This is a genomic window from Paenibacillus sp. FW104-T2 (assembly GCF_058789975.1).
The window spans coordinates 92,298-119,162 of record NZ_JBYTCE010000009.1 but is presented as its reverse complement, the minus strand read 5'-3'; the positions used below and the strand labels follow the sequence as shown (position 1 = coordinate 119,162).

Annotated in this window: 24 protein-coding genes and 1 pseudogene; 13 read left to right on the top strand and 12 right to left on the bottom strand. The window is 45.3% G+C overall.

The features are described 5' to 3' along the window. Window positions 1-70 precede the first annotated feature (70 nt). Entirely contained in the window at window positions 71-1,423 is a 1,353-nt protein-coding gene (locus tag AC3WQ3_RS13600) for an MATE family efflux transporter (protein WP_492472507.1), read from the top strand. A 134-nt stretch (window positions 1,424-1,557) separates the two neighbouring features. Here the strand turns inward: AC3WQ3_RS13600 and AC3WQ3_RS13595 are convergent, their stop codons facing one another. Both AC3WQ3_RS13595 and AC3WQ3_RS13590 read right to left on the bottom strand, forming a co-directional pair. Further along, window positions 1,558-2,274, bottom strand: a complete 717-nt coding sequence (locus AC3WQ3_RS13595; RefSeq protein WP_127536782.1) for a 3-ketoacyl-ACP reductase — start codon at window positions 2,272-2,274, stop codon at window positions 1,558-1,560. A gap of 164 nt (window positions 2,275-2,438) precedes the next feature. Next, the gene (locus AC3WQ3_RS13590) at window positions 2,439-2,810 is read right to left on the bottom strand and encodes a winged helix-turn-helix transcriptional regulator (protein WP_492472506.1); all 372 of its coding nucleotides are present in this window, start codon (window positions 2,808-2,810) and stop codon (window positions 2,439-2,441) included. Window positions 2,811-3,065: 255 nt separating this feature from the next. Here AC3WQ3_RS13590 and AC3WQ3_RS13585 point away from each other — a divergent pair. Continuing rightward, a pseudogene (locus tag AC3WQ3_RS13585) lies at window positions 3,066-4,640 on the top strand (glycosyl hydrolase); the annotation flags it as partial. 304 nt (window positions 4,641-4,944) lie between these two features. Then, the gene (locus AC3WQ3_RS13580) at window positions 4,945-5,472 is read left to right on the top strand and encodes a DinB family protein (protein ID WP_154893873.1); all 528 of its coding nucleotides are present in this window, start codon (window positions 4,945-4,947) and stop codon (window positions 5,470-5,472) included. A 131-nt stretch (window positions 5,473-5,603) separates the two neighbouring features. Here the strand turns inward: AC3WQ3_RS13580 and AC3WQ3_RS13575 are convergent, their stop codons facing one another. The 5 genes from AC3WQ3_RS13575 to AC3WQ3_RS13555 all read right to left on the bottom strand — a co-directional run bounded on the left by AC3WQ3_RS13575 (window position 5,604) and on the right by AC3WQ3_RS13555 (window position 11,906). Continuing rightward, complete coding sequence (locus AC3WQ3_RS13575) at window positions 5,604-6,587, bottom strand: family 43 glycosylhydrolase (protein ID WP_492472505.1); 984 nt, start codon at window positions 6,585-6,587, stop codon at window positions 5,604-5,606. A 4-nt stretch (window positions 6,588-6,591) separates the two neighbouring features. After that, window positions 6,592-8,307 (bottom strand): discoidin domain-containing protein, encoded by a 1,716-nt coding sequence (locus tag AC3WQ3_RS13570; RefSeq protein WP_492472504.1) that lies wholly within the window; start codon window positions 8,305-8,307, stop codon window positions 6,592-6,594. 71 nt (window positions 8,308-8,378) lie between these two features. Further along, window positions 8,379-10,064 (bottom strand): type 2 periplasmic-binding domain-containing protein, encoded by a 1,686-nt coding sequence (locus tag AC3WQ3_RS13565; RefSeq protein WP_492472503.1) that lies wholly within the window; start codon window positions 10,062-10,064, stop codon window positions 8,379-8,381. Between the two features lie 69 nt (window positions 10,065-10,133). Continuing rightward, on the bottom strand, window positions 10,134-11,003 hold the full coding sequence (locus AC3WQ3_RS13560; protein WP_336781929.1) for a carbohydrate ABC transporter permease: 870 nt from the start codon (window positions 11,001-11,003) through the stop codon (window positions 10,134-10,136). 18 nt (window positions 11,004-11,021) lie between these two features. Next, window positions 11,022-11,906: an ABC transporter permease subunit gene (locus AC3WQ3_RS13555; RefSeq protein ID WP_154894365.1), complete on the bottom strand. Its 885-nt coding sequence runs from the start codon at window positions 11,904-11,906 to the stop codon at window positions 11,022-11,024. 334 nt (window positions 11,907-12,240) lie between these two features. Between AC3WQ3_RS13555 and AC3WQ3_RS13550 the strand changes: the two genes are divergently transcribed. Both AC3WQ3_RS13550 and AC3WQ3_RS13545 read left to right on the top strand, forming a co-directional pair. Then, window positions 12,241-13,944, top strand: coding sequence for a sensor histidine kinase (locus tag AC3WQ3_RS13550; protein ID WP_492472502.1), 1,704 nt, complete (start codon window positions 12,241-12,243; stop codon window positions 13,942-13,944). Further along, window positions 13,932-15,281, top strand: a complete 1,350-nt coding sequence (locus AC3WQ3_RS13545; RefSeq protein WP_492472501.1) for a response regulator — start codon at window positions 13,932-13,934, stop codon at window positions 15,279-15,281. The genes AC3WQ3_RS13550 and AC3WQ3_RS13545 overlap by 13 nt, the downstream gene beginning before the upstream one ends. A gap of 174 nt (window positions 15,282-15,455) precedes the next feature. Here AC3WQ3_RS13545 and AC3WQ3_RS13540 read toward each other — a convergent pair whose 3' ends face one another. Beyond that, complete coding sequence (locus AC3WQ3_RS13540) at window positions 15,456-16,370, bottom strand: LysR family transcriptional regulator (protein ID WP_492472500.1); 915 nt, start codon at window positions 16,368-16,370, stop codon at window positions 15,456-15,458. 140 nt (window positions 16,371-16,510) lie between these two features. Here AC3WQ3_RS13540 and AC3WQ3_RS13535 point away from each other — a divergent pair, with 140 nt between their 5' ends. The 5 genes from AC3WQ3_RS13535 to AC3WQ3_RS13515 all read left to right on the top strand — a co-directional run bounded on the left by AC3WQ3_RS13535 (window position 16,511) and on the right by AC3WQ3_RS13515 (window position 20,577). Beyond that, entirely contained in the window at window positions 16,511-17,530 is a 1,020-nt protein-coding gene (locus tag AC3WQ3_RS13535) for an alpha/beta fold hydrolase (RefSeq protein ID WP_492472499.1), read from the top strand. 297 nt (window positions 17,531-17,827) lie between these two features. Beyond that, window positions 17,828-18,157 carry a PadR family transcriptional regulator gene (locus tag AC3WQ3_RS13530; RefSeq protein WP_095286527.1) on the top strand — a complete coding sequence of 110 codons (330 nt, stop codon included), beginning with the start codon at window positions 17,828-17,830 and terminating at the stop codon, window positions 18,155-18,157. Between the two features lie 14 nt (window positions 18,158-18,171). Further along, window positions 18,172-19,035, top strand: a complete 864-nt coding sequence (locus AC3WQ3_RS13525) for a pentapeptide repeat-containing protein (RefSeq protein ID WP_336781936.1) — start codon at window positions 18,172-18,174, stop codon at window positions 19,033-19,035. A 12-nt stretch (window positions 19,036-19,047) separates the two neighbouring features. Further along, on the top strand, window positions 19,048-19,809 hold the full coding sequence (locus AC3WQ3_RS13520; RefSeq protein WP_336781937.1) for an ABC transporter ATP-binding protein: 762 nt from the start codon (window positions 19,048-19,050) through the stop codon (window positions 19,807-19,809). Next, window positions 19,810-20,577, top strand: coding sequence for an ABC transporter permease (locus tag AC3WQ3_RS13515; protein WP_336781938.1), 768 nt, complete (start codon window positions 19,810-19,812; stop codon window positions 20,575-20,577). 371 nt (window positions 20,578-20,948) lie between these two features. On the opposite strand, the gene AC3WQ3_RS13510 is transcribed toward AC3WQ3_RS13515, so the two are convergent. Continuing rightward, window positions 20,949-21,479, bottom strand: a complete 531-nt coding sequence (locus AC3WQ3_RS13510) for an AAA family ATPase (protein ID WP_336782073.1) — start codon at window positions 21,477-21,479, stop codon at window positions 20,949-20,951. A gap of 327 nt (window positions 21,480-21,806) precedes the next feature. On the opposite strand from AC3WQ3_RS13510, the gene AC3WQ3_RS13505 reads away from it, so the two are divergent. Further along, window positions 21,807-22,322 carry a DUF2243 domain-containing protein gene (locus AC3WQ3_RS13505; protein ID WP_419720029.1) on the top strand — a complete coding sequence of 172 codons (516 nt, stop codon included), beginning with the start codon at window positions 21,807-21,809 and terminating at the stop codon, window positions 22,320-22,322. After that, window positions 22,312-23,121 carry a cytochrome c oxidase assembly protein gene (locus AC3WQ3_RS13500; RefSeq protein ID WP_492472498.1) on the top strand — a complete coding sequence of 270 codons (810 nt, stop codon included), beginning with the start codon at window positions 22,312-22,314 and terminating at the stop codon, window positions 23,119-23,121. Before AC3WQ3_RS13505 ends, AC3WQ3_RS13500 begins: the two co-directional genes overlap by 11 nt. Before the next feature lie 564 nt (window positions 23,122-23,685). Here AC3WQ3_RS13500 and AC3WQ3_RS13495 read toward each other — a convergent pair. The 3 genes from AC3WQ3_RS13495 to AC3WQ3_RS13485 all read right to left on the bottom strand — a co-directional run bounded on the left by AC3WQ3_RS13495 (window position 23,686) and on the right by AC3WQ3_RS13485 (window position 25,671). Next, window positions 23,686-24,327 carry a DUF8580 domain-containing lipoprotein gene (locus AC3WQ3_RS13495; RefSeq protein ID WP_492472497.1) on the bottom strand — a complete coding sequence of 214 codons (642 nt, stop codon included), beginning with the start codon at window positions 24,325-24,327 and terminating at the stop codon, window positions 23,686-23,688. Window positions 24,328-24,685: 358 nt separating this feature from the next. Continuing rightward, on the bottom strand, window positions 24,686-24,814 hold the full coding sequence (locus AC3WQ3_RS13490; protein WP_222592015.1) for a DUF6254 family protein: 129 nt from the start codon (window positions 24,812-24,814) through the stop codon (window positions 24,686-24,688). A 119-nt stretch (window positions 24,815-24,933) separates the two neighbouring features. Then, window positions 24,934-25,671: an SDR family NAD(P)-dependent oxidoreductase gene (locus AC3WQ3_RS13485; protein ID WP_336781942.1), complete on the bottom strand. Its 738-nt coding sequence runs from the start codon at window positions 25,669-25,671 to the stop codon at window positions 24,934-24,936. A gap of 176 nt (window positions 25,672-25,847) precedes the next feature. On the opposite strand from AC3WQ3_RS13485, the gene AC3WQ3_RS13480 reads away from it, so the two are divergent. After that, window positions 25,848-26,471, top strand: coding sequence for a TetR/AcrR family transcriptional regulator (locus AC3WQ3_RS13480; protein WP_492472496.1), 624 nt, complete (start codon window positions 25,848-25,850; stop codon window positions 26,469-26,471). Window positions 26,472-26,865: the final 394 nt, after the last annotated feature.

Sequence of the window (26,865 nt, the reverse complement as noted above, 5' to 3'; positions counted from 1 at the left end):
CTGTAAGGCACAAACTAACACTGTTAGATTGTCAGCAATACCAAATTACATGAAGAAGGTAGTGACCCACATGGATGCAGAAAACCTCCATTATTTCGAAAAGGCACCAATCACCAAAGCCGTAGCTCACTTTGCCATCCCCATGATGCTCGGCACGTCAATGAACGTTATATACTCCATCTTGAACGCCTATTTTCTAGGTACGCTGGGCAATACTGCGATGTTAACCGCTCTTGCGCTAACCTTGCCTTTGTTTGCCGCCATCATGGCGTTAGGTAACTTGATTGGCATAGGGAGTGGCACCTTTATTTCCCGTTTGCTGGGCGAGCAGAAATATGAAGACGTAAAACATGTGTCTTCCTTTGCGTTCTACAGCAGTTTAGCTCTCGGTTTGCTGGTCATGGCCATCGGTCTTCCATTGGTCGATCCCATCGTTCATGGCCTGGGCGCAACAACAGAAGCATTTGGATTCACAAAAGAGTATGTCACCGTTATGCTGATTGGCTCGCCATTCGTAATCCTGTTTTTCACACTGGAAAATATCGTACGTTCCGAAGGAGCGGCCATCACGTCGATGGTCGGCATGATCCTCAGTGTTGTCGTTAATATCATACTTGATGCGGTAGTCATCTACGTCTTTCACTGGGGCGTTATTGGTGTAGCCTCTGCTACCGTGATCTCCAACCTGGTTGCGAGTGCATTCTATGCCTTTCATATGGGGAATAGAAGCCGTTTACTAACCATTTCCGCCAAATGGTTCAAGGCAAGCAAAGACATCCTGAGCAATGTATTCAAAATTGGTGTTCCTGTCTTTATCATGAGTATCTTTCTGGGGGCCATGTCGCTTTTCTTAAACCATTTTCTTGCCGACTATGGGGATCAGGCTGTAGCTGGATACGGGATAGCATCACGTTTGCTGCAGTTTCCTGAATTTATTCTAATGGGGTTATGTGAAGGAGTTGTGCCATTAATTGCTTTCACGTTTACGGCAAACAAGCTGCGTATGAAACAAACCATTGGATTTACGATTAAAAGCATTCTCGTTCTAGCCGCCGGGTTCGGCATCATCGTTTATCTGATCTCTGATCATTTAATCGGACTATTCACGAGTGATCCGCAGCTCATTGAAATGGGAAGCTATATTCTGCATGTGACATTTCTGTCCCTGTTCATCTCAGGAATGACGACGCTGTTCACAGGCATTTTCCAGGCAACTGCCCAAGGAACCGCTGCTTTTGTTATGTCCATTATTCAAGGAGTTACATTGATTCCTGTGCTTTTCATTGCGAGTCATATGAACGGCTTCCATGGCGTGGTCTGGTCACTTGTTATTGCGGATGCTGTTGCTTTCCTCGTTGGTGCGGCCATGATGTTTATGCTGCGAAATAAACTGCAGCCTGAACTGGAACACCTTGTACAGTAGAAAATATTATCGGGTATTTGTGTGACTAGGCCAGAACGTTGCAAAAACAAAAATAAGCCGCTTAAGCAGCGACTTATTTTTGTATTCCTAGTGTACAGTTTTAATTTTTACAATGCACTTTTGCTTCTATCCGTTTACGGATTTGTTGACCATAGACCCGCATGCTTCAACAATACGCGTGGGTGCAGCTTCAGTTGTGCCACAATCAGGTCTGCAAGATCTTCAGGCTGCATCACCTTGTCCGGATTGCCGTCCGTCAACTTGAGCTCGACTGCCATATCCGTAGCAACGGTACTAGGAGTCAGAGCCGTGACACGAATGTTTTTCTTGCGTACTTCAAGCATCAAGGACTCGGTGAGTCCATTCACAGCCGCTTTAGATGCAGTATACGCGCTCGTAAGCGGCGCCCCTTTTTGTCCAGCCGTAGATGAAATGTTAATGATATCACCTGCGTTGCGCTCCATCATCTCTGGCAATACCGCACGGGTCGTGTAATATACACCCTTCACATTGACATCAATGATATTGGTCCATTCTTCCGGTGTTAACTCCATGAATCCGCCGAATTTGCCAATGCCCGCATTGTTGATTAGAATATCGATCGCTCCGAGCTCTCCCCGTACAGACTCTACTGCTGCTGTAATGGAATCCAGATCGGCCACATCAGCTGCAGCAATCGCTACGTTCACATTGTACGGTTTAAGTTCTTCCTTGACCTTTTGCAAATTCTCAAGCGTACGGCCTACAAGGCCTACGTGAATGCCCTCTTGTGCAAATGCAATGGCAATCGCGCGACCAATCCCGCGACCCGCTCCTGTAATTAATGCTACTTTTCCTGCTATGGACTGCATATTATTGTTCGCTCCTTTGAATCTTAGATAAGTTAAATTGAATTAAAACCTAGAGTTAAAAACAATCGTTCTCAACTTCTATTCCATTCTAACTGCCCTTACTTTAAATGAAAAGCATGCACTTTTTGGTGCGGTGGTTACCAAACGGTAACTGCCACATCCATTTACTTGATTTCATCCTTAAGCTGACTTAGCCGATTCAGACCCCAAGTATACATCATTTCAACGATGGGCAGTATGCTCATTCCTACTTCTGTCATCGAATATTCAACCTTGGGAGGGACATCCGGATAGACTTCTCTATGGACTATGCCATCCTCAATTAGCTCACGCAGCTGGCTTGTCAACATTTTATGTGAAATTTTAGGAAAGAGCTTTTGCAAATCGCTAAACCGATGAGGTCCTTCGACTCCCAAATGCCATAAAATAACTACTTTCCATTTGCCGCTAAGGATCGATAACGTATACTCTTTCTCGCAATGGTAATCCTTTTGGGCTAATCGATCCCGGATGTCCTGTCTCAGCGAATCTGTCATGTAATCATCATTCCTTTATTGAATTAAAAACTGCAACCTTTGTATTATACCACCACAAGTTGGAATGGACGAAGATCACGTGTCACTGATGTGCACAAGGACCAACTAATAAACGCAAAAACAAGTCAAACTCCAACTTTATATTCCATATATTTACAAAAATTGTTTCCTATGTTATGTTTTTTATGAAAGCGCATCCATTACTGGTTTTATTGAGAATTCTTGATCTTATTTCACATGAAAAGGGAGATGGGAATGAAAAATCAGCTCACAAAGGCAAGCGCAATGCTGTTGGCATTTACCCTCTTGTTCGGATGGATGAACATGCCTGTTCATGCAGACCCTCCACTCTTCACCATGGAAAGTGAAAACGCTCAGCTGACGTCCGATCTGCATGTCGTTACTGAAATTTACGGACAACCCAAACCAGGCTTCTCCGGAAGCGGATTTGTCTGGATGCAGAATTCCGGCACGATCACATTTAATGTGACTGTTCCAGAAACCGGCATGTACGCTATCTCCACTCAGTACATGCAAGAACTGAGTCCTGATGGCAGGCTGCAATACCTAACTGTTAATGGCGTTACCAAGGGCTCGTATATGCTCCCCTACTCGACAACATGGTCCAAATACGATTTTGGATTTCATAAGCTGAACCAGGGAACCAACACCATACAAGTTAAAGCAGGCTGGGGCTTCACTTATTTTGACACCTTCACTGTGGATCATGCCGATCTAGATCCTCTAGATGTGCAGCCTGTCCTCACCGATCCTCAAGCTACACCGGAAACCCAGCTTCTAATGAATTATTTGACCGATGTTTACGGCAACCACATTATTTCGGGACAGCAAGAGATTTACGGAGGCGGAAATAATGGAGATACCGAATTGGAGTTCGAATGGATTCATGATCTATCCGGTAAATATCCGGCCATCCGCGGCTTCGATTTCATGAACTATAATCCTCTGTACGGCTGGGAGGACGGGACAACTGATCGCATGATCGACTGGGTTAACAACCGTGGCGGGATTGCAACAGCTGCATGGCATATCAATGTCCCGCGCCAATTCGACACTTATGAAATTGGAGATTCCGTCGATTGGAAAGAAGCAACCTACAAACCGACCGAAACCAATTTCAACACAGCGAATGCAGTCATCCCCGGGACGAAAGAATATCAATACGTGATGATGACCATTGAGGATTTGGCGGAGCAGCTGCAGATTTTACAGGATAATGATGTACCTGTCATTTTCCGGCCCTACCATGAGGCTGAGGGCAATGGCGGGTTGAATGGCGAAGGAGCTTGGTTCTGGTGGGCTTCAGCTGGCGCAGATGTGTATAAGCAGCTGTGGGACCTTTTGTATACCGAGCTCACGGAGACATATGATCTGCACAACTTAATCTGGACCTATAACAGCTACGTGTACAGCACATCTCCTGCATGGTATCCTGGCGACGATCAGGTGGATCTTGTCGGTTATGACAAATACAATACGATTTACAATCGCTATGACGGTTTGTCCGGCGTTCCCAATGAAGATGCCATTACATCCATTTTCTATCAGCTTGTTGATTTGACAGGCGGCCAAAAAATGGTGGCCATGACGGAGAATGACACGGTCCCTAGCGTGCAGAATCTGGTGGAGGAGAAATCGGGATGGCTCTACTTCTGTCCCTGGTATGGCGAACATCTTATGAGTTCTGCATTCAACAATCCGACCACGCTAAAAACACTCTATCAAAGTGATTATGTCATTACGCTGGATGAGCTGCCGAATTTGAAGGTAGACAATGGAACCTTAGGCGCTTCCATTACACCTGCAAACGATAAATGAATGAACCTGTACGAAGAAGAAATGAACATCTGGAATATGTGAAAAGGCTCTTACAACGAGATCGGACACGTTGCAAATGAGATGCCAGAACCCAAAATATGCCCTTCCGCCCACTAAGCGGAGGGGCATATTTCAAGCATGATTATAATCTCGTCGTAATTCTACTTGACCCTTTATCACCCTATTAAATATTAACCTCATTAAATAGCAGAATCCTGCCAATGAAAGGTTGAGAATTGGTTCAAGCCTATACTACAATAAAACCCAGAGCTAGGAATCCAAAGGAGGCGCCAACATGCTTGAAAGACCAGTGAAAGAGGAGTATGCAGCATATTATGAAGGGTACATAAACCTTGTTCCGGAAGGGAGCATCCTCGAACAGTTGGAGCAGCAGTCCAATATCGTACAAGCTCTTCTGTCTTCATTGACCGAGGAGCAAGCCAACTACCGTTATTCCGAAGGCAAGTGGAGTGTGAAAGAAGTTATCGGCCACCTCACAGACAACGAACGCATCATGAGCAGCCGGCTCCTGCGCATCGCCAGAGGTGATCAAGCGAATCATCCCGGCTATGACCAGGACGTCCTGATGCAAAGTCACCCATTCGATACGTACACCGTGGCTGATCTGAGAGAAGAATATGCGGTTGCACGCCGATCTACTATTCTTATGCTTCGTCACATCGCGCCGGAAGCATGGCTTCGCAAAGGAATTGTTAGTGATAACCCAGCTTCGGCTCGATCCATCGCTTATGTTTTGGTTGGACATGAACTGCACCATCTGTCGATTCTTCGTGATCGGTATGCGGTAGATGTAAAATTATAATTAACCCGATCTGCTGAAGTGTATTTCCATTTGTGTGAACGGACAGACGCTGAACCTTCGTTATCCGAAAGTCAGCTTCTGTCCGGCAACCTTTCATCCGTCCATCCACTCTTGCGTTGATTCCTTAAAATTTACTTTTCAAAAGTAATCGAATTTGCATCCTTACTCAAAGTTAAGGCGGAGTAATTATTCAGTATCGGCATATCGCCTTCAAATTCAATGGGTAGTGCCACATAGCTGGATTGAAAATAATCTGCTGCATTCCAGCGATCCGCAAAGTAAAGATATTCCTGCTCCGATCGCTTCAATACAAAAGAAGGCTGTGTTCGGTATGTCGTATCGTCCCCGAAATCACGAAGCATCCCCCATGGACCATCCATAGTATCCGCCATAGCTACCTTGCCTTGATTCGGCTCCCAACCTGTACAAAAAGAGGTCAGCATATAGTATTTTCCGTTCCGCTTGAAGACCGCTGGCGCCTCCCGGTATTCTCCCTGCCACAGCTTTCCGATTAGACTTTCGACATTAAGATAATCTTCCTGCAGACGATAGATATGAAGATCCGCATTGTCCCTGGCAGCTGAAATAAAGTAGGCCGTCCCGTCATCATCCTGAAAGAGCGTGCAATCACGCGACATATAGCCATATGGGTTGAAGCTGCCATGATAGGTAAAATGGCTATCCGGAGAATCGGATGTGGCAATGGCGCATGCAGCGTCATTGTAATTTGTCCCGTTCTCATAGTGGACCCAAAGAACAAATTTTTTAGTTTTTTGATTAAATAGTACTTTGGGTCGTTCAAGGTTCACCTTTCCACCGCTGTCATTCATCAATTTCGTATTGCTCCTTACTCTGATCGGGGCAACCGGAGTTGAAGTGGTAAGGATATGGTTTCGAAACTCCCAATGGAACAGATCTCTGGAACGGTAACAACTCACATAAATATCGTCTCTACGATCTTCCCCGTACCAGTAATAATACTTGTCGTGGAATATAATATGTCCGCCATGGGCATGGATCGGCTGGCCCCTTGTATCCTTCCATAGAGTACCATTGATTAGTCGATGATTCACAACGCTACCCCACTCTCTTCTTTTATTATTCACGTTGGACACCTCGTTACTCTGCACCTGCTCCAAATACCTTCACTTCCCACAAACGTGGTGTATACCAGTTGTTAGGGTTATTGTGAAGCGTGGCATTCAGCATATTGATTCTTACATACCTGGCTGTACCTGATAACGTATCCGAGGTGAAGCCGTAAGAGGTATTATTGGTTCGGTCCAATGCTTCGGTCCAATTAACATTGTCCGTACTCGTCTCAATTTTATATTTATAAAATCCTTCGGAGCCCTTCTGCATCCACCAGGAGATTTGCACGTTATGGATGTCCTGGACAGAACCAAGATCAACCTTCCACCAATGTGGCCAGGAACCGCCTGTACCGATCCATTCCGTTTGATAGCTGCCATCGTTCGCATAACCCGCCGGGTTAGTTCCGGCACTTGTTTGCGCTGTTGCAGGTTTGCCTTGAGACAGCAGCCTTCCGTTCTGGACAGGGATTACGACATCATCGCTCGCATTGTACAGGATTTGGTCAAAATAATCATAGAATGCGTAACCATTCGAGAACCAAACGGGAAGCAGCCGCTCCTCTGTTGTCCCGTTTTCCGTGCCAGCCCAACCGAACATCCATCGATAAGCTATCATTACCACATGGTTGCCCGTATTGGGTTTTACTCGCATGACCGAACCCGATTGCGCCGAGAAGGTTGACGTGTTGCCTATTGTCCGCAGTTCGGACCACTCCCCATCCATGCTGGTTGCTGAAGAATACATCGGTATGCTCGGGTACCAACCTGCCGCTTGGGAAGAGAACAGATAATAAATGCCATCTTTCTTGATCACCTTGGGCAGTTCCCGATGCTGATTTTCATATATCACCGAAACTTGGGATGCCACATCCAGCCAATCAGAGGTCAACTTGTACAGAATGGTGTCAGAATTATTATTGGCTGTCGAAATCAAATAAGCCGAATCGTCGTCATCCTTGAAAATGGAAATATCCCGTGACTCATTCCCTTCCGGACGGAAGCTTTTGTGAAAAGTAAAGTGCTCTCCAGGCGTGGCCGATGCCACCGACACTCTGGCCAGTGTATAATCGGAGCTGTTCTCATAATGGGCCCAAAACACAAATTTGTTGGTAGGCGCATGATACAGGATATTAATTCCTTCAAATTTGGAATCAGCCAGATCCGGATGATCCGTGTAGGAAAGTACCACCTTGTCATTCCCATAAGTGATATCGTCGGTCGACGTCTGTTGTATCATTTGGCCAAAACCGCCTGATGACTTTTGAACAAAATTAAATTTGTAGTAGGTATCTCCGACTTTAAGTTCATTCGGGAGATTCAAGGTAGACTGCACTGTGTTGTCAAATGTGGTGAGGTTACCCGGGAGAGTGTAAGGTGCATATTCGGGTGAGACAGCAGAGGTTAACAAGGAGGTTCCCTCATATGCTTTCACTTGATACCTGTATGTGCTGCCTATGGCAAGGTCATAATCATCTGCCGTTGTTCCGGTCAAGTTCTGCAATAACGTAAAGGGCCCATTGTTCTCCGATCTGTACAACTCATATTCGTCAGCTCCCCCGACAGGCGGCCAGTGTATTTTGGCATTGGATACCTCAGAATCATTCTTAAGCATGAAAAGTGTTGCTGCAATCTGGGTCTCCTCGCTATCCGCAGCGTGAACGTTTTGAGTAGAGAACAGTAGATGGCAAGTCAGCAATATCAGTGCAGCGACGACAACCATTCCTTGTTTACCTTTAACCATGTCTCATCATCTCCTTTTTTAGTAGACCAACCTTCCTTATTCGGAAGGCTGATCTTGGTGGAATATGACTTTTATTTCAGCTTCATCAATGCCATGACATCCGTCTCGCTGGTTTGGGTGTACCACTCGTTCACTTCTTCAATGACTTGGTCTCCGCCTTTTTCGTGCCACTGCTTCACAAAGGTATCGAAAGCCTCAATCGGCTCATTGCCGTATATAATTTTGGTAAACGTTTCTTGCTCCATGGTAGTCAATTGCTCCCACACATTCTGCATCGTTGGGGTAGGCGGACCGTTAAACTCGTTTGGAAGCAGTGCCTCACGGTTTTCATAAGAGATACGATATCCGTCTTTGGTCGTTTGATCCTTGGAATCGCTTTGGATGAGAACACCTGTATCGGGCTTGGCGCCATTCGCCAGATCGTAGTACGATTTGCCGGGGCCATCAACACTCGGCGTATTTTTGGTAAATGCCATTTTCCCAACACTTTGTATTGCTTCCAATGGCTTATTGAACTTTTGCGGATCGAACGTCACCTCGTCATTGACGATATCGTAATCGTATCCCTGAGCGTAGCCATATTTGAATTCACCGGTGCTGAACGCAGCATCGTACATCTTATCGTAGTACAGGAAGAATGCCTCCATGTTTTGAAAATCCTTGTTGAACATGAACACACCATCGTTGAGCTGAGCGGACTGATACGTCTTATCCCCGTTTACGCCTTGAATCGTAGGATAAGCATTGATTTTAGCGCCCTCAATATTTTTCTCCACATCCTTCACGCTGTCATACAGCCAAGGGCGGCCGATGATGATGCCTGCCTTTCCTTCCGTAAAATCGGAGAGTGCGTCCCATGCCCCCTGAGTGGCCAATTCCTTGTTCAGATACCCTTCGGCATACCAATCCCGCAGCTTGGCAAGTGCCTCCCTGTTTCCTTCAGCCACGGATCCATAGGTTAACTTACCATTGTCGTTAACCCACTGCCGCGGAAGGTGCTTACCTGTGTATGCGCTGAAAATCATGACCGGATCACTGACCCAGCCCGTATTGTAAGAATCCTTACCCGAGAAAGTAAACCCGTAGGTGTCCTGCTTGCCATTCCCATCCGGGTCCTCCGTGGTAAATGCCGCGATGACGTTCTCAAACTCCTCTATGGTTGTTGGCGCTTTCAATTTCAGGTTATCCAGCCAGTCCTGGCGGATCAGCATGACTTCGCCCTCCGTCAGATTCGGTGCGATTGCCATTCCGTAAACTTTGCCGTCCCTGACCACAGGATTAAACGTCGTTGGATATTGTTTATAGATCTCTCTCATCCGTTCTGGCATGTAGGTCGCTATATCTTCCGTTATCTCCTTGACCCGCCCCGATTCGATCAAATCATTGACCAGCATGGTGTCATACACCGGCAGAACATCAGGCAGCTTCTCGGAACCGGTTAACGCCAGCCGGAGCTTGGTATTATATTGGGAAGCATCGCCACCCAGCAGCGTAGTTTCGATCTTGATGCCGAGATTTTCTTCTCCCCAGCGGGTTAGTACATTGTCATTCAAACTTTCACCATTAATATATTTACCGGCATTTTCATCCTGCTGCTTCGCGATCGTCATTTTAAAGGGCGGATCATATTTTCCATCCTTGAGCACGGATGCCGGTGCGGTCTCAGATACACTCTCCTTGCTGCTGCAACCAGCTACAACCATCGCCGACAGGATAACCACACTAACCATTTTCCATAGATTTCTTCCTTCTTTCATAAAAACATGCCCCCTCGCTCATATCGTACAGTTTTCTATTCATTCATTTGTTCATGATCATGATGAGAATTACTCTTTGACAGCCCCTAACACAATCCCCTTCACGAAATATCGCTGCAAAAAAGGATAGACCAAAATAATAGGCAGCGTACTGACAAAAATTTGGGCGGCCTTGATGCTTTGTTCCGACATCGCTGCGACCTCAGACTGGCTCATGGCCATATTCTGCATGTTGCTTTGCACTACGACCGTCTGCAGGAAGGAAGCCAGCGGATACCTGCTCGCATCCGACATATACAAAATTCCGTCAAACCAAGAATTCCAGTGTCCAACCATGATGAATAAGGAAACGGTAGCGATTCCTGGCAGAGATAGCGGCAGGTAGATTTTGCTGAGGATCACGAAGAAAGATGCTCCGTCAATGAACGCCGCTTCTTCCAAAGCTTTTGGAATCGTTTTGAAGAAATTGACGAGAAGAATGAGATTATAAGCTCCGAAAGCTCCCGGGAGGACAAGGGCCCAGATGGTATCTTTCAACCCAAGACTGGTCACCAATATGTAAGAAGGTATCAGTCCTCCGGAGAACAGCATGGTGAAGATAAAAAACCACATGAGCGCGTTGCGGCCCCTAAATTCTTTGGAAAGGGCATAACCTGCGCAGGTCAGGACAAACATGCTGATGGTCGTCCCCAATACGGTTCGGGTAATCGATGTCAGCATCGAACCGATGAAATTGGAATTGCTGAACGTTTTTACATAGGCATCCACATTGAACCCGACTGGCCAGAACGACACCAGGTTACCACTAATGGCTGCTTTGCTGCTGAGCGATTGCGCCAATAAATGAAGCAGTGGAAGAAAACACGCCAGTCCCGCCAGTATCATGAAAGTATAATTAAATATGGAGAATACTCGATAGCCTGTCGTTTTATGGTACATGATCGCTCTCCCTCCTTGTTAGAATATTTTATAATTGGCATACTTGTAGGCCAGCCTGTAGGATACAACGATCAGGATCAGGCTGATCCCTGATTTGAACAGTCCTACTGCTGTCCCGAATCCGTATTGCCCGTTTAACAAGGAAGAACGATATACATACGTATCGATGATATCTCCCGTACTGTAGACAAGCGGGTTGTACAGATTGAAAACCTGGTCAAAACCGGCATCCAGAATGTTACCCAGGCTGAGTGTGGATATGACGATAATCATCGGCAGCATGCTGGGCAAGGTGACGTATCGAATCTGCTGCCGGCGTGTCGCTCCGTCAATCTCGGCCGCTTCGTAATAGGAAGGGTTGATTCCCGCTATGGTAGCCAAATAGACAATCATACCGAAGCCAAAGCTCTTCCAAACGTCACTCACAACGACGGTGTACCGAAAGAGATCCGGATCACCCAAAAAGTAAATCGGATCGTTCCCGAACATCCAGGTCAATATTTGATTGACGCCTCCGTCCAATCCCAGAATGTCAATCATCAGTCCCGCGACAGTAACCCAGGACAAAAAGTGCGGCAGATACACCAAGGTCTGTACACTCTTCTTAATCCCGATATTTCGTATCTCGCTCAGCAAAATCGCCATGATGATCGGAACGATAATACCGACGATAATTTTGGAAACCGCGATAATCAGCGTATTGACGATCGCTTGAGTCGCTTCATCATACTGAAAGATCCTTTCGAAATTGGCTAGTCCGATCCACCGGGAACCTGAGATGCCAAGCCATGGTTTGTAGTCCTGAAATGCCATGAGCAAACCAACCATGGGTCCATACGAAAAAATACAGACAAATACGAAAGCGGGAATACACAGTACGTACAAAGGCCAGCTTTTCTTGATTTCCGTTTTCCATGAACTGCGATGGGAAGCCTTGGATTTAACTTTTTTTGCGGATGTAACAGAACCAATCTCGTTAATGCTGCATACCTCCTCTACGACATTCCTTGTAATCAACCCTCGCAATTAAGCTTAACAAAAGCGCTTTCACTCCAAAATGCCAAAATTTCAAGATCATCACCCCATCCTGAACTACTTTAAACCGCTTTCATTTTAGTGCTCATGCTGGTCTTCCGCTTTTTGGTCGTTTGGCTTATATTAAAGTAAATCTAAATGGACTTTTAACTCCCAAGCTTCTCGTTAGGAAAGGGAAACAAACATGCTAAGAAAAATGTACATGAAGCGATTTATCTATTTTTTTGTTTTCTTTCTGCTGCTGACGTTGAGTTTATTCTTCGTAATGAACCGCTTAAGCTCCAAGACGCTGGAGGATAATCTGATCCAAGCCTCCAAGAACCAGCTCGATTATGTGAAAGGCATTCTTGACGGAATTATGTATGAGGCTAATATGTACGGGGTCCAGTTAGCTGCCGACAGTGACGTCCGGTTTTATCAGAGCCACGTGATCGAGCTGAGCAACTACGATTCCCAAATGAAAAAGAATGAAATTGTCGATCGCTTGCGTCAGATTCTGCTTTCCAGCCGTTCTATTGAATCCATCGGCATCTACTGGAAGTCTGAAGGATCGTTCCTGTCCACCAACAATACGCTGGAGGCAAGACTTCCGTTTAAGGAGGTTGTGGATCGTGGATGGCGTATTGTCGAAGGCAGCTTGTATTATTTTGCCGTCTACCCTTATATCCAAAAATCGGGAATGGCTGAACCTGCCCAGTATGTGGTTGGCGTGAAACTGAAAACCGATTATTTGAAAAGCCTGCTCAAGAAGGCAGTCAACAATGACAGTTCAAATGCTTTTTTCCTGTTTAACCAACGGCAATTATGGACCGAGAAAGAAGTCGACCATGATCTATTGAAAGCGGTTACCAACATGCTTACGCCTCAAGTGGAGTCCACTGTAAAGTATGATTATCATACCAAATCGGATGATTACTACGTTCTTTCAAGGTACATTGAACCAATCGACGCCTACCTGATTACATACACACGAACGAATGATTTTCTGCAGCCGCTGGACCGCAGCCGTAAAGTTTTTCTTGGGAGCATTTTAGCGGTTTTGACACTCGGCCTGTTTGTTATTTTCACGTTTTACCGGAATTACTACCGTAACATCCGTTTACTGGAGAAAAAGTTCCTGCAGGTGGAGCAAGGCAATCACAACACACGTATCACCCAGAACACAGATAAGGAATTTTACAGCCTGTTCCGCAGCTTCAATCATATGGTTGCTGAGATTCAGGATCTGTTCGTATCCTTGAAAACCGAGACAAATCTGAGAAGAAGTGCAGAATTAAAACAACTACAAGCGCAAATAAATCCTCATTTTTTGTACAACAGTCTGTTTTATATCATGTCGGTCGCCCAGTTTTCGCCGGATGCCGTCATGCGAATGAGCAAGCATCTGGCAGAATATTATCGGTATTTAACCAAATTGGACCGACACGAGGTCACGCTGGAGAGCGAACTCCAGTTTGCTGAACATTTCCTGGTTATTATGACGCTCAGCAAAAAAATGGAGTACAAGATTGACCTGCCGCCCGAACTTGCCTCCCTTCCCCTGACGCCGCTGATCATTCAGCCCGTAGTCGAGAATGCCATTCAACACGGAATTGAAGGAAGACAGGGAGCCCATCGGGTAACTATCGATGTAAACCGGACGGAAGCTGCAGTCACGATCAGGATCTCGGATGATGGAAAGGGGCTCGGACCGGAGGAAATCAGCAGGCTGGAAGCTCAGATGGAGAGCGACACACCACCTGAAGGAACAAAAGGCGTCGGGCTCTGGAATGTAAACCGGCGTCTCAAAAATACGTACGGCGAGCTGAGCGGTCTTCAATTTTTCACCAATGACTGGGGCGGCTTGTCTGTCCAGCTGCTAATCGATATTTCTGCGGAGAAAGGAGAAAACGTATGCGACTATTAATCGTTGATGACGGTCACTACGTACTGGAGTACATGAAGCACTTGCTTGATTGGAGATCCTTCGGAATCGATCAGATCGAGACAACAACCAATTCTATTGAAGCCAGAGAATGGTTGAATCAGCACCATATCGATATATTAATTACCGATATCCGAATGCCGGAGGTGTCGGGCATCGATCTACTTCAACATATCCACCAGAAAAACTTGCTAACCAAAGTTATTATTCTTTCAGGCTACTCCCAGTTCGAATATGCACAGCAAGGAATTCGTTTGGGCGCACTAGATTATTTGCTTAAACCAGTAGACAAGGATGATGTCGAGAAAGCCATGTCCAAAGCCATCAAGAATATTAAGAAATCCAACCCAAGTCCACCCATCAGTTGGGAAAAATTCGATGGTATGGGGTATCTGCTTTCCCTGCTTGGAGGAAACGAGACTTTAAGGAAGGAGTTTGAGGTTTATAGAGATTTTTTAGGAAAACACCAGTTTTGCTGCTTGAGACTGGAACATTACACACCAGCTGAGGTAGCCGAAGTAAAATGTATGGTTGGAAGCAATGGGGACCGTTTCATCTGGTCTACAGGAACGCAACTGGTCGCTTTAGTGCCGCAAGAAGCTGCTGAGATACTAACCAGCAAACTGCACCACTTGATCTTGTCCCGACCGTTTTCGCTGAGTGACCGAAACGAAACCCGCCACCTGTTTTACGAATTCTTCCTGAATGAACATGTGCAGCCCGGAGACTTCGACCGAACATTTAACCTACCTCCATCATGCGGGGAATGGGAGTTGGCAGGCAACATTATGAAAAGCTATGATCCAATCAGTCTGCGAAAGGAAAAAATCCTCTTCCTGATGGAAACCATCGTTTATGTATATCTGGTGGATAAGGAACGGAGTACTTCTGAAACGGCGGATTGGATATTCCATCGGCTGCGGAATCCAGACGAGTTATGGCCGACGCTCATGGAGACCGTCAGCGAGATCAGGAACAACAAAGAGATGTCCATTCAAACAATCGTGGGTAAAGTGCAAAAGTACATCGAAGATCATATTGCACATGGCCTCAGCCTGGATGAACTGGGAAAAGTCGCACATCTTCACCCTGTCTACCTTTCCAAACTGTTCAAACAGGAGACCGGAGAAAATGTGTCCAACTACATTTCGCGGAAACGGTTGGATAAAGCCGCCCGGCTGCTGCTGGATTCTGAACTCCGCATAGCCGATATATCCCAAATGGTCGGGTACAAAAAAAATCAGTATTTTATCCAGTTGTTCAAGGAAGAGTTCGGAGTTACCCCTTATCAATACCGTAGGAATATGATACACCAATAAAAGGATCAAACAAGTGACCAGACCACTTTGGAGAACCGAATCCCTTCCCGGTATAAGCACCACGCTTCTGATGAATTTTATATTCATTTCGATGAGCTGTTCAGAGCTGATTTCAGCTCTAAGTTACAGCTCATTTTGTGTTGGCTTTTACCAATCTTCTAGGTATCAGGGACATTAGTTATAAAAGGTCTCAACCCCTTCCTCTATCGCAATAACCTCCCTTGCCGCTTCCAGGAAAGATAACAGAATTGGTGACAGCCACTTGTCCTTATGCCATAACATTTGAGTATATACGTGCAAATCAGCAATTCCCCATGGAAGAGCAACAAGTTCCGCCCGATGTACTTCAGCTTCTGTAGTCAATTCCGGCAGGAATGCAATACCTATTCCGGCCATGGCACATTGCTTAATCGCTTCGGCATTCTGAAATTCCAAATGTGTAATGGTGTCTATCCCCTTTTTCTCAAATGCCCGGTCAAACATCGTTCGATATGTACAGCCCTTCTCATTGGTCAGGAACACTTGACCGTGAAAATCTTCAAGCTTTAATACCGTATGCTGCGCAAGTGGGTGATCCGGCGCAGCGTAGAAACGGAATGTCTCTTCCATCAACGGTTCCACTGCAAGTCCTGTAGAGCGGATGGGTTCATCCAACATAAATACCACATCTGCGGTCCCCTCAAAAAGCGTTTGCTTCAGTTGTTGGTTGGGAACAGAGCGGAAGATCAGGCGAACTCCCGGATGCCGTGAGCGGAAAAGACGAAAGACCACCGGAAGCCGGTAGGCACATAGAACCTCATTGGCACTAATCGTTAAGGTTCCACTTAATTGTTCATCGTCATGAACGGCGCTTCGAGCTTCATCCAGTTTATCGAGAGCACTCTGAATATGATTTAAGAAGCGTTCTCCCGCTCCCGTGAGAACAAGCTGCTTGCCCAAGCGGTCAAAAAGCCGAACACCGAGCTCATCTTCCAAAGCCTTGATCTGCATTGTGACATTCGAAGGTACATAACCCATAGCTTCAGCTGCCCGGCTGAAATTAAGGGTCGATGCGACAGTCCGGAACATATTTAATTGGCGTAATTCCATCCGTTTATCCTCCTCTTACTATCAATAATATTGAACACTATATTAATTTTTAATCACTTTTATTGAGAGTACCACGGTCCTATACTGAGTACAAGAAACACACTTAAGGATTGGTTATATTTGAAGGGAGAGATTAAATCATGGACTACGACATTTTTAATTTGGGTGATGTAACCTTGCAATCGGGCGTGACGTTACCAAATGCTTTTCTTGCTTACAAGACTTACGGTAAATTGAATGAGGAGAAAGATAATGTTGTCGTTTATCCAACGGCTTTTGGCGACCAGCATGTACAAAATGAATGGTTAATCGGAAATGGCATGGCACTCGATCCGGAAAAATATTTTATCATCGTTCCGAATCTGTTAGGTAACGGATTGTCCTCGTCTCCCAGTAACACGCCTCCTCCATTTGACCGGACGAATTTCCCCAGAGTAACCATCTATGACAATGTTGTTATGCAGCATCGGCTGGTTACCGAACTATTCGGCATTCAAAAGATTGCACTCGTCGTAGGGTGGTCCATGGGAGGGATTCAAGCATTCCAGTGGGGGGCAAGTTATCCCGATATGGTGGAGCGAATCGCGCCTTTTGCCGGCGTGGCCAAAACATGGCCTCACACGTTTGCGGTCATGGAAGGAGTATGTGCCCCCCTCCTGTCAGCCGTGCAATTTGATTCGAATCAACTCAATCATTTGACCACTGCAGACATGCGCGGGGCTGGCCGGGTTTACGCGGGATGGGGATTTTCACAGGCTTTCTATAGAAGGAAACTCTACCGTGAGCTTGGTTTCGACTCATTAACAGATTTTATGGCAGGCTTCTGGGAAGAGGTCTTCATGACTATGGATCCGCACAATGTTCTCGCCATGTCATGGACAGGCCAACATGCCGATATTAGTGATAATCCCCTCTATAACGGAAATTTCGAGCATGCGCTAAGCAGTATTAAAGCGCTCGCCTGCATTATGCCAGGTAGCACGGATCTCTTCTGCACGGCGGAAGACAACGAGTACGAGGCTGGCCTTATTCCTAATGCTGACTACAAGCCGATTCATTCGATTTGGGGACATTTCGCCGGTCGTGGGATTAACCCTTCCGATAACAAATTTATTGATGACAATCTGAAACGGTTGCTGACGTTAAGTCCAGTCGGCTAAACCGACTCATCTTTTAATTCATCTCTTATCATTTCATTACTCAATAACAAGTGAAAAACCAACCTCTCCTATCGTCATGATTACATGAACGTCAAGAGAGGTTTTTTCATGTTTATCACTCCCTCTCTACTCTCAGCCCATGCACCAATCCATGTCGGGATAATTTCTATAACGAAAAGGAACGATTGAATAACATGATGGGATAAACGTACAATTTTCCACTCAAGGTAATTTGATTATAATACTACCTTGACAGTCACAGTAGTATGACGTATTATACAATTGCGAGGTGATTACATGAGCCAAAACAAAATTACATCCGACCTACTACGCGGCCATACCGATACAATGATTCTAAGGCTCTTATCCGAAGCTGACAGATATGGGTACGAGATTGTCAAAATGATTGCCGAGCGCTCAGGCGGTGAGTACGAATTAAAAGAAGCCACCATGTATTCCAGCGTTCGGCGACTTGAAGCGGAGGGTGATATCGAGTGGTATTGGGGCGATGAATCTCAAGGTGGACGCCGTAAGTATTTCAGGATTACCGAAAAGGGCAAGGCAACACATGCCAGCAACAAAGAAAACTGGGAGTACGCGAAGCGCGTGCTTGAAAACTTATTATAAGGAGTGTTGAGGTTATGAATGAAAAGCTCACTCACTATTTGAACGGAGTCTTTGCACCGTACGATGAGGTAAAAAGTGTCACCGAATTAAAAGCAGACCTGCACTCCGATTTGCAAGAAAGGTTCCGTGACCTCAAGGCTGAGGGCAAAGATGATGAAACTGCTTTTGAGATGACCATTGAAAGCATCGGCGATATTGAACAGACCGTGCAGGAGGTTGCCAACCTCTCCCGTTCACTGGAACGGCAGGTAGTGACAAACTTTAACGCAAGTAACCTGTCAACAAGCGATTTTGCTGGTGTTACCGCGCATAAAGGACAATTCAAGTCCAGTGCGCTGCGAGGCTCCAATTTCAGGGATGCAGATTTGACTGGTAGTTCTTTTATTAGCAGCGATGTCCGGGATGCCAATTTCGACCGCGCCAATCTGACGGACTGCACCCTCTCTACACTTGACCTAGCAAATGCAAGCTTCAGTCAATCCGTTCTTGTACGCACGAACTTCAGTAAGTCGGGTATGGACGGGGCCAAATTCACAAATGTCAGACTGACTGACGTTGTGTTCTCCTTAACTGATCTTAGAAAGGCCATTTTCCGTAACTGTATCTTTGACGGTGTGGAGTTCAAGTCCTCCGATCTGAGCGGGCAGCGTTTTGATGGGCAAACCTTTACCGGGGTCAAGTTTGACAAGGTGGCATTGAACGAAGTTTCATTTCAAAACGCTACACTCAAAAACGTATCCTTTCCAACGTCTTCATGGTCCAACAAGTATTATCGGGTGATCAAGACCGTCTGCTTTGACGGTGCAATGATGGATAAACTCACTTATGCTGCTCTCAAAGGTATGGAAGCCAATGTGTCCAAAGTTACGGTTATCTAAGGAGGAGATCCTGTGCAAAACAAGTCCATTCAAGTGATTGGCCTGCAAAAATCCTACAAACAGCTGCACGTCCTTAAGGGCGTGGATTTCGAAGTGGAAAAGGGCAGCATCTTCGCCCTTCTCGGTTCCAATGGTGCTGGCAAAACAACCGTTGTCAAAATTCTCGCCACACTGCTTCAAAAAGACAGTGGAACTGCGACCGTGAACGGATTCGATGTTGCAACCAATCCCGACCATGTACGGCAGGCGATCAGCCTGACCGGTCAATTTGCCTCGGTGGACGAAATTTTAACCGGACGGGAAAATCTGATCATGATTGCCAAGCTGCGATACCTTCAAAATCCGCGTCAGGTTGCGGAGGATTTGCTGACACGCTTCGGCCTGACAGACGCTGCCGACCGCAGGGTGTCTACTTACTCGGGTGGCATGCGTCGGAGGCTGGACATTGCTTTGAGCCTTGTAGGAAAACCACAGATTATCTTCCTCGACGAGCCAACCACCGGACTTGACCCTGAGGCACGCATTGAGGTCTGGAAGATCGTAAAAGAGTTGTCGGATGGCGGTACAACGGTGTTCCTGACCACGCAGTATTTAGAGGAAGCGGAACAGCTTGCCGACCGTATTGCCATTCTCCATGAGGGCAGAATTATCGCCAGCGGCACACTCTCGGATCTTAAAAAGTTGATCCCCTCCGCAAAAGTGGAGTATGTCGAAAAGCAGCCGACACTCGAAGATATATTCCTCTCCATCATCGGCAAAAAGGAGGCTAACTAAATGGAAACGGTGAAAAAACATTTTTTTAGCGATATGAGTGTTATGCTTGGACGTTCCATGCGGCATATCTTCCGCAGTATGGACACCATTATTACGGTTACCATTATGCCCATTGCGTTTATGCTGCTGTTTGTCTATGTGTTTGGCGGTGCTATTCAAACCGGAACGGATAACTATGTCAATTATCTGCTGCCTGGTATCCTGTTGATTGCTATTGCCAGCGGTATATCCTACACATCTTACCGTCTGTTCATTGATGTGCAGCGAGGCATATTCGAACGGTTTAACTCCATGCCGATCTCCCGTTCCACCTTACTTTGGGGACATGTGTTGACCTCGCTGGTATCCAACTTTATATCGGTTGTTGTCATCCTTCTCGTCGCGCTTGTCATGGGCTTTCGTTCGCCGACTGGAATACTGTCATGGCTTGGCGTGGCGGGTATACTCGCTCTGTTTACGCTTGCATTAACCTGGGTCGCAGTGATTGCGGGTCTGTCCGCCAAATCGGTGGATGGAGCAAGTGCATTCTCCTACCCCATTATCTTCCTTCCTTTTATCAGCTCTGCATTTGTGCCAACAGAATCGATGCCTTCGGTCGTTCGCGTTTTTGCAGAAAACCAACCGGTAACCTCCATTGTTGAAGCGATCCGTGCACTGATGCTGGGCCAGCCGGCAGGCAATGAGATCTGGATTGCTCTCGCGTGGTGTGCTGGAGTCCTTGTAGTTGCCTATATCCTTGCAATGAGAGTTTATAAAAAGCGGGTATGAGAACTTATCAGCTCAGCTTCTAAGTATGACTCAAGGTCACACCCCTAAATGATCTAAAAAACCTGGATTGTACCTTCCTTCGATAACATTATTAATTTAATTATCTTTAGCAGATTAATCTCTTTACAATTAGCTTCCCAGGTTCAATTTCTGCTGCTGCGTTTTTTCCATCCTTTGCTCAGGTATAAATAGCCCCTTGATTTACTTCCCTTCTGTAGGCTTTGTTGAATGCCAATGAACAACCTTTATTGCTTCATGCAAGCATGCAGCAATACAACCAAAAGGCCCACGTATGCTCTTATTAAGCAGCATATGTGGGCCTTAAACTTACACATAACCTTGAGTTGAAAACGAGTCACATGTCGATGATATTAAATGGATTCATTTTCGCCGAAGTGCAGTAAAATATCCTTCACCGATTGCTCTGGTGACTGCTCCGAACTGTCCAGCCAAAATCCGATTTTCGGTGTTTCCTTCAAAAAATCCGAATACAAGTTTTCTACCGTAAATCCGGTGTACCCGACTTTTCCCCTTCCTTTTTCACGCTCTTTTACCACCTCAACATTTGGACACAGCACAACCACCTGAAGCGGGTAATCTTTTAGCTGCTCCATCATATAGGATAGTGCCCCTCCATAGTAATTATCTTGCAAAATAACAGAAAATCCATAGTCATAATAGGTTTTTGCGGCATTCGCAGCTAACCGGTAACGTAAATATAATTGACGGACTGCTTCTTCGGAAGGCTCAGCGGACATTTCTTCGCGTCCTGAACTAATCATGCGACGGAATACATCCCCACGTAGATGAACACCTTTTCCCAGCTTGGAAGCCAGCAGCTCCGATACCGTTGACTTGCCAGAGGCCATTACTCCTGTAATTAAATAAATGGCTTCTTTCATCATATACCGCCTCCGCCCATATTTTAAAAGATCACCTTTGTTAGACACCTAATTTCGACATCAATACATACCTGTTTACTACCTTGATTATACAACTTATGGAACTATCCTTGCCCTAAGTTTAAAGTCCTTTTAAAAGAAAGCCTCCGGATGCAAGTTCGCCTGAGACAAGGACAGTGACTTGGTCCTTAATAACAAAAAGCCGCTGTATTAGCGGTCTAAATGTTTATTCCAGAATTTTCATATGGTTTGTTTTAAAACTGAGTACAATCCATTCATATGGGTATATTGGATAATAAAGTATTTTATTGGTGGAGGTGAATGATCATGCCGAGCAAAACTCAAAACGAAAATTCGGACCCGAAGATAATGAATCGCTTCGTTTATTCCAATCGTAACCTATGGTCTGGGATTCTCTTCGGCATTGGTTTGGTTGCCTTTATCGATGAGACCGTTTTCCATCAGCTGCTGCATTGGCATCATTTTTATGACAAGGCGACCACAGAGGTTGGTCTAATATCAGATGGTCTTTTTCACGCTTTTAGTTGGTTCGCTACTATCGGAGGATTGTTTATGTATGCAGATCTTCGAAGACGAAACGCATTTTGGCTTACGAGATGGTGGGGAGGCCTTCTTCTTGGAGCGGGTAGCTTCCAATTGTATGATGGACTCATTCAACACAAACTCATGGAAATCCATCAGATTCGTTATGTGGAAAATGTTATTCTCTACGACCTGGTATGGAACGTCCTTGCTGCTCTTATGGTCTTGACGGGGCTCAGTCTTATGTACCGCACAAGAAGCAGACCATTCTCAGGGAAGGCTCACTCCTATGAACATTAATACTCACAATCATTATCACCATGGAACTGAGCTGGATCATTTGGCCGGGATCGTACCTCAGCTGATTCTGGCACTACCTTTTGCACTTGCGTTTGGGATGTATATTTATGCTGCAGTACGTTCCATTCGTAAGAGATCCTGGCCAATATACCGGACTGTTCTCTGGTCCATCGGCACTCTTTTGGCAGTTATGGCCGTTGCGGGACCTCTTGCAGATCTGGCCCATACTGATTTCGTGGCCCACATGATCAGTCATTTACTTTTGGGTATGCTTGCACCACTGCTTATGGTGTTATCCGCACCGATGACTCTGCTGCTGAAATCGCTAAGCACACCATTAGCCAGGCGTCTTACACGTCTTCTGCGAAGTTGGCCGTCCCGGATATTGACTCACCCTATGATCACTTCGCTCCTTAATATTGGAGGACTCTGGATACTATACACTACAAACGTATACTCATTCATGCATGAGAATACGCTTCTGTATCTCGTTGTTCATTTCCACATATTCGCAGCAGGTTATCTGTTTACCATGTCCATTATTTACATAGACCCCATGCCCCACCGGCTCTCCTTTTTGTACCGCTCCATCATACTAGTGATTTCTTTAGCGGGTCATGGCATGTTGTCCAAGCTGATCTATGCATACCCACCTACCGGTGTACCTTTGGATCAAGCCAGGGTTGGAGGCATGCTTATGTACTATGGTGGAGATGCTGTTGATATAGTCATTATCTTCATATTATGTTTGCATTGGTTTAGAGCAACTCGCCCTAGAACTGGCTTGATCATGAGCTAGAGATATCCTCCAGCTTACTTTCCATCAATAGTACCTCCCTTACGTCGCCCATTTCAGACAAATATCATGAAGAAGAGCTTATAAATCAAGCACAGCCTGCATGCGAAGTGCAGACTGTGTTTTTAATTTTGGAATTAAGATGTGCGATAACGGCTTCTGTAAGTCCAGAGTTAGGAGGCAATTACCGGAAAGCTCCCCCACCTCTGCTTCGAGCAGCCTGCGTAATGGTGAACGTAAAATTCAGAAACATCTGTGAGTTGGATCTGAAGCTTGAAATGATCAATCTATTTCCTATGTTATAATGAACCAAAGTAATTCTTGGATAATATTGGAGGGGTATCATGTTTAGTAGTATTGGTTTTCCTGGAATCATCATTCTGCTCTTAGTCATTCTTTTATTCATATGGTTTGTCCGCAAACTGATAAAATCCTTACGGTAATAGGCACACATTTCTGCACTCAACCCGGGAAAAGAACTTCGTTATAACATAACAAAGAAAGCCACTATATTAGTGACTTTCTATGAGAATCAACAGAATTTGGGCATATAAAAGAAGTTCAAAATTACTTATCACTTTGTACGGTTGCCAGGGAAACAAGAACGGGTCCGGCAAAATCGGGGGCTTCTTCCCCTTTTGGATTATGAAGCCGGAACAGAAAAACATCTCCCGCTTCAGACTTCCATACCATATAATCACTTATTCCTTCCTCTCCGGAAGCTTGAAGATAGAGTTCCGCGAAACCTAGAGGATGTTCAACTAGTTCACCACTGTAATCAGATACCTCACCAACTGTGCTGAGCTCCTCCTTGCCTTCGGCTTCAAGCTGAGTCACATCGTAATCGGAGGGCAGCGGTTCAATGTCCACATAATAATCGGGATTACTTCTTAACGACAAGCGACCTGCTGTCTCATCGAAGGCAAACTTTTCAAAGACATACAAGGAAAATCCTTCACCCTGATGCAGGACCGCCTCCATGGATTGATTACCTTCAGCGGTCATTAGTTCAAAACTCTCCGTCTCCGGGCGATTCGCTTCAACGGATTCTTCCTGTCCCTGTTCTGATGTAGGTGGCGATACGGCTTCAGCTTCTGGAGCTGCCGTTTCCGGGGTGGCGACAGGTTCTGTCTCACCTGTACAAGCGGAAATCATGACGACCATGATAAAAATCGGAATGTTTAGCCGGAAGGGATAGCGATTTTTCATAACAACGCTCCTCTCAAACCTGACCTATTGGTCTGGATAGGATGTGTTCAACATGCCAAAAACACCAAAACTTGCTTATGATGCCTACAATAGACTATTACCCATAACAATATAGTGCACTCAACCATTTTTACCAATCCTCTAGATTTTATCTTCTGCTCCTCTACTTACTAATTTAATTTTCTCTGGTGAAATTGACATTGTTCCGTAAAACAAAAAAAGCCGCTCGTTTGCGACTTTGAATAAATCCGTTTCTTGAATATGATAATGCTCGCTTGCTGCGCCAAGCATTTGTCATCTTCAGATTTTAATATTCGAATTGAGAAGACTGCCAGCATTGTCGCCGGCAGTCTTACATTTATACCGTAGTATTCTTCTCGTCATATTCGCTCGATATTTCTTTAAGCGATCTGATTTTACCATGAGGATGCTGTTCTTGCTTTCGTGACTTCCAAGCAGCTTCCTGCCTTTTCTTCTGGCGAGCCATAAAAGATCTCCTCCTCAGGAAATTAGAGTGATACTACTTTTCTATGATGTGAATTATCACTGACTTTCATTCATGTACAGCTTCATCTCAATAATCCACTATTCAGAAGTCACCAGCTCTTATTGAGCAGTGTATCCACCATCCACGATCAGGCTGTTTCCTGTCATGTAAGACGAATCATCGCTGGCCAGGAACAGAACGGCTTTAGCCATCTCTTCCGCTTGACCAAGACGTTTCATCGGTGTTGCTGCCGAAAGAGCCTGTTTGCTCTCTTCAGGAATAATCGGTGTATCGATAAAACCTGGGCATAGTGCGTTGACGCGAATGTTTTTCTCTGCATATTCCAGCGCCAGCGAACGAGTCAAATTCACAACGCCGCCTTTGGCTGCATTGTAAGCTGCAGAACCAGGTGAACCAACCCATCCATACATGGATGCCGTGTTAACGATTGTGCCTCCACCGATTTTGAGCATTTCACGAATGGATTCACGCGCAACCAGGAATACTCCATCCAGATCGACATTAACCGTATTACGCCACTCGGCATAGTCCAGCTCGTGCGACGGATGAACACGTCCGATTCCTGCGTTGTTGAATACGATGTCCACTTTGCCAAAAGCTTCAACGGTTTGTTTGAAAATCTCAGCAACCTCTTGTTCGCTTGTGATGTTGGCTTTGATAAATAGAGCCTCCGCGTTAAGCGCTTTCAGCTCCTGCTCAAACGCTTTGCCTTTTTCTTCATTCAAGTCAACCAGGACGACTTTGGCTCCTTCGGAAACGAATAGACGAGCTGTCGCTGCACCAATTCCGGATGCTCCTCCTGTGATAATTGCAACTTTGTCTTGTAGTTTGCTCATGACTATATCCTCCAGTATACTATTTTGAATAGCGCCTATATCAATAGTGCTATATGATGTTTACAAAACTAATTGTATGCTTAAAATTGTAACAATCCAATCATTAAGATAAAGCCAAGTGTCTACCTTCTAGACACTTCTCTACACAATGTCTAAATATATAGGAGATTTTTTGAATGAATGATGAACTTATTGTGACTTCTCAACATCGTAATCGTACCAAAGAGCATCTCAAAACGGCTTTGATTCAGCTTATTAAGAAAAAAGGCTTCCATGCAGTGTCTGTCAAAGACATCGTCGACCAAGCGGGCTACAATCGAAGCACGTTTTATTTGCATTATCAGGATAAGTATGTCCTTGCCGAAGAGTTGTTGATCATGAAGCTGGAAGGCTTAAAAGAAGCCACAGGCAAACCCTACTGGCACGGTCACAAGGTCTTTACAAACAAACTTAACGTGGAATCTTTCCAAATCGTGGATTATATTTATGAACACCGTGACTTCTTCGAATTAATCCAATACGATGATACATTACCTGGTCTGCATACAGGCTTTCCACAAACCATGCTCAAAATTTATGAGGAGCAATTTGTATTCGAAACGATCAATAACACCCCGGTTAACATGGAGTATTTCAAGTACTATACTGCATACGGTTTTTTTGGACTATTGAACAATTGGATTTTAAGCGGATTTCGTGAGTCACGGGACGCGTTTATCCATAATGTAATTGAACTCACCAAAACGCATATTCAATCTTTTCATTATGTGGGGAACAAGCTGGACTCTATTACCGAGTGAGCACTTCAACTTAGAAACTACATACAAAAAGAGCCGCTTTATAAGCGGCTTCTTATAAGAGTGTATGAGTTCGCTTCAATAAACTGTTGTCCTATATGCCACAGCTTTATCTTCGTTCCTGTATAACTGGTTTAAATGGGTATATTGGATAATATACTTAATGACTCGAAAATGATCTATGTTCAACCGCCTGATGGTGTATCTCTGAGCCAGGCAAAGCTCTGAGCCATGCTCATGTACTATGGTGGTGATATGATTGTTCTCCTTTTGATCATAATCTTATGTTCACACCGGTTTCGAGCAACTCGACCACGCTCGGACTTATCTATCAACTGATAGCATATCGCAATTGACCACCTTGGGAGTTTTCCAACAACTACAAAAGACCGTTGAA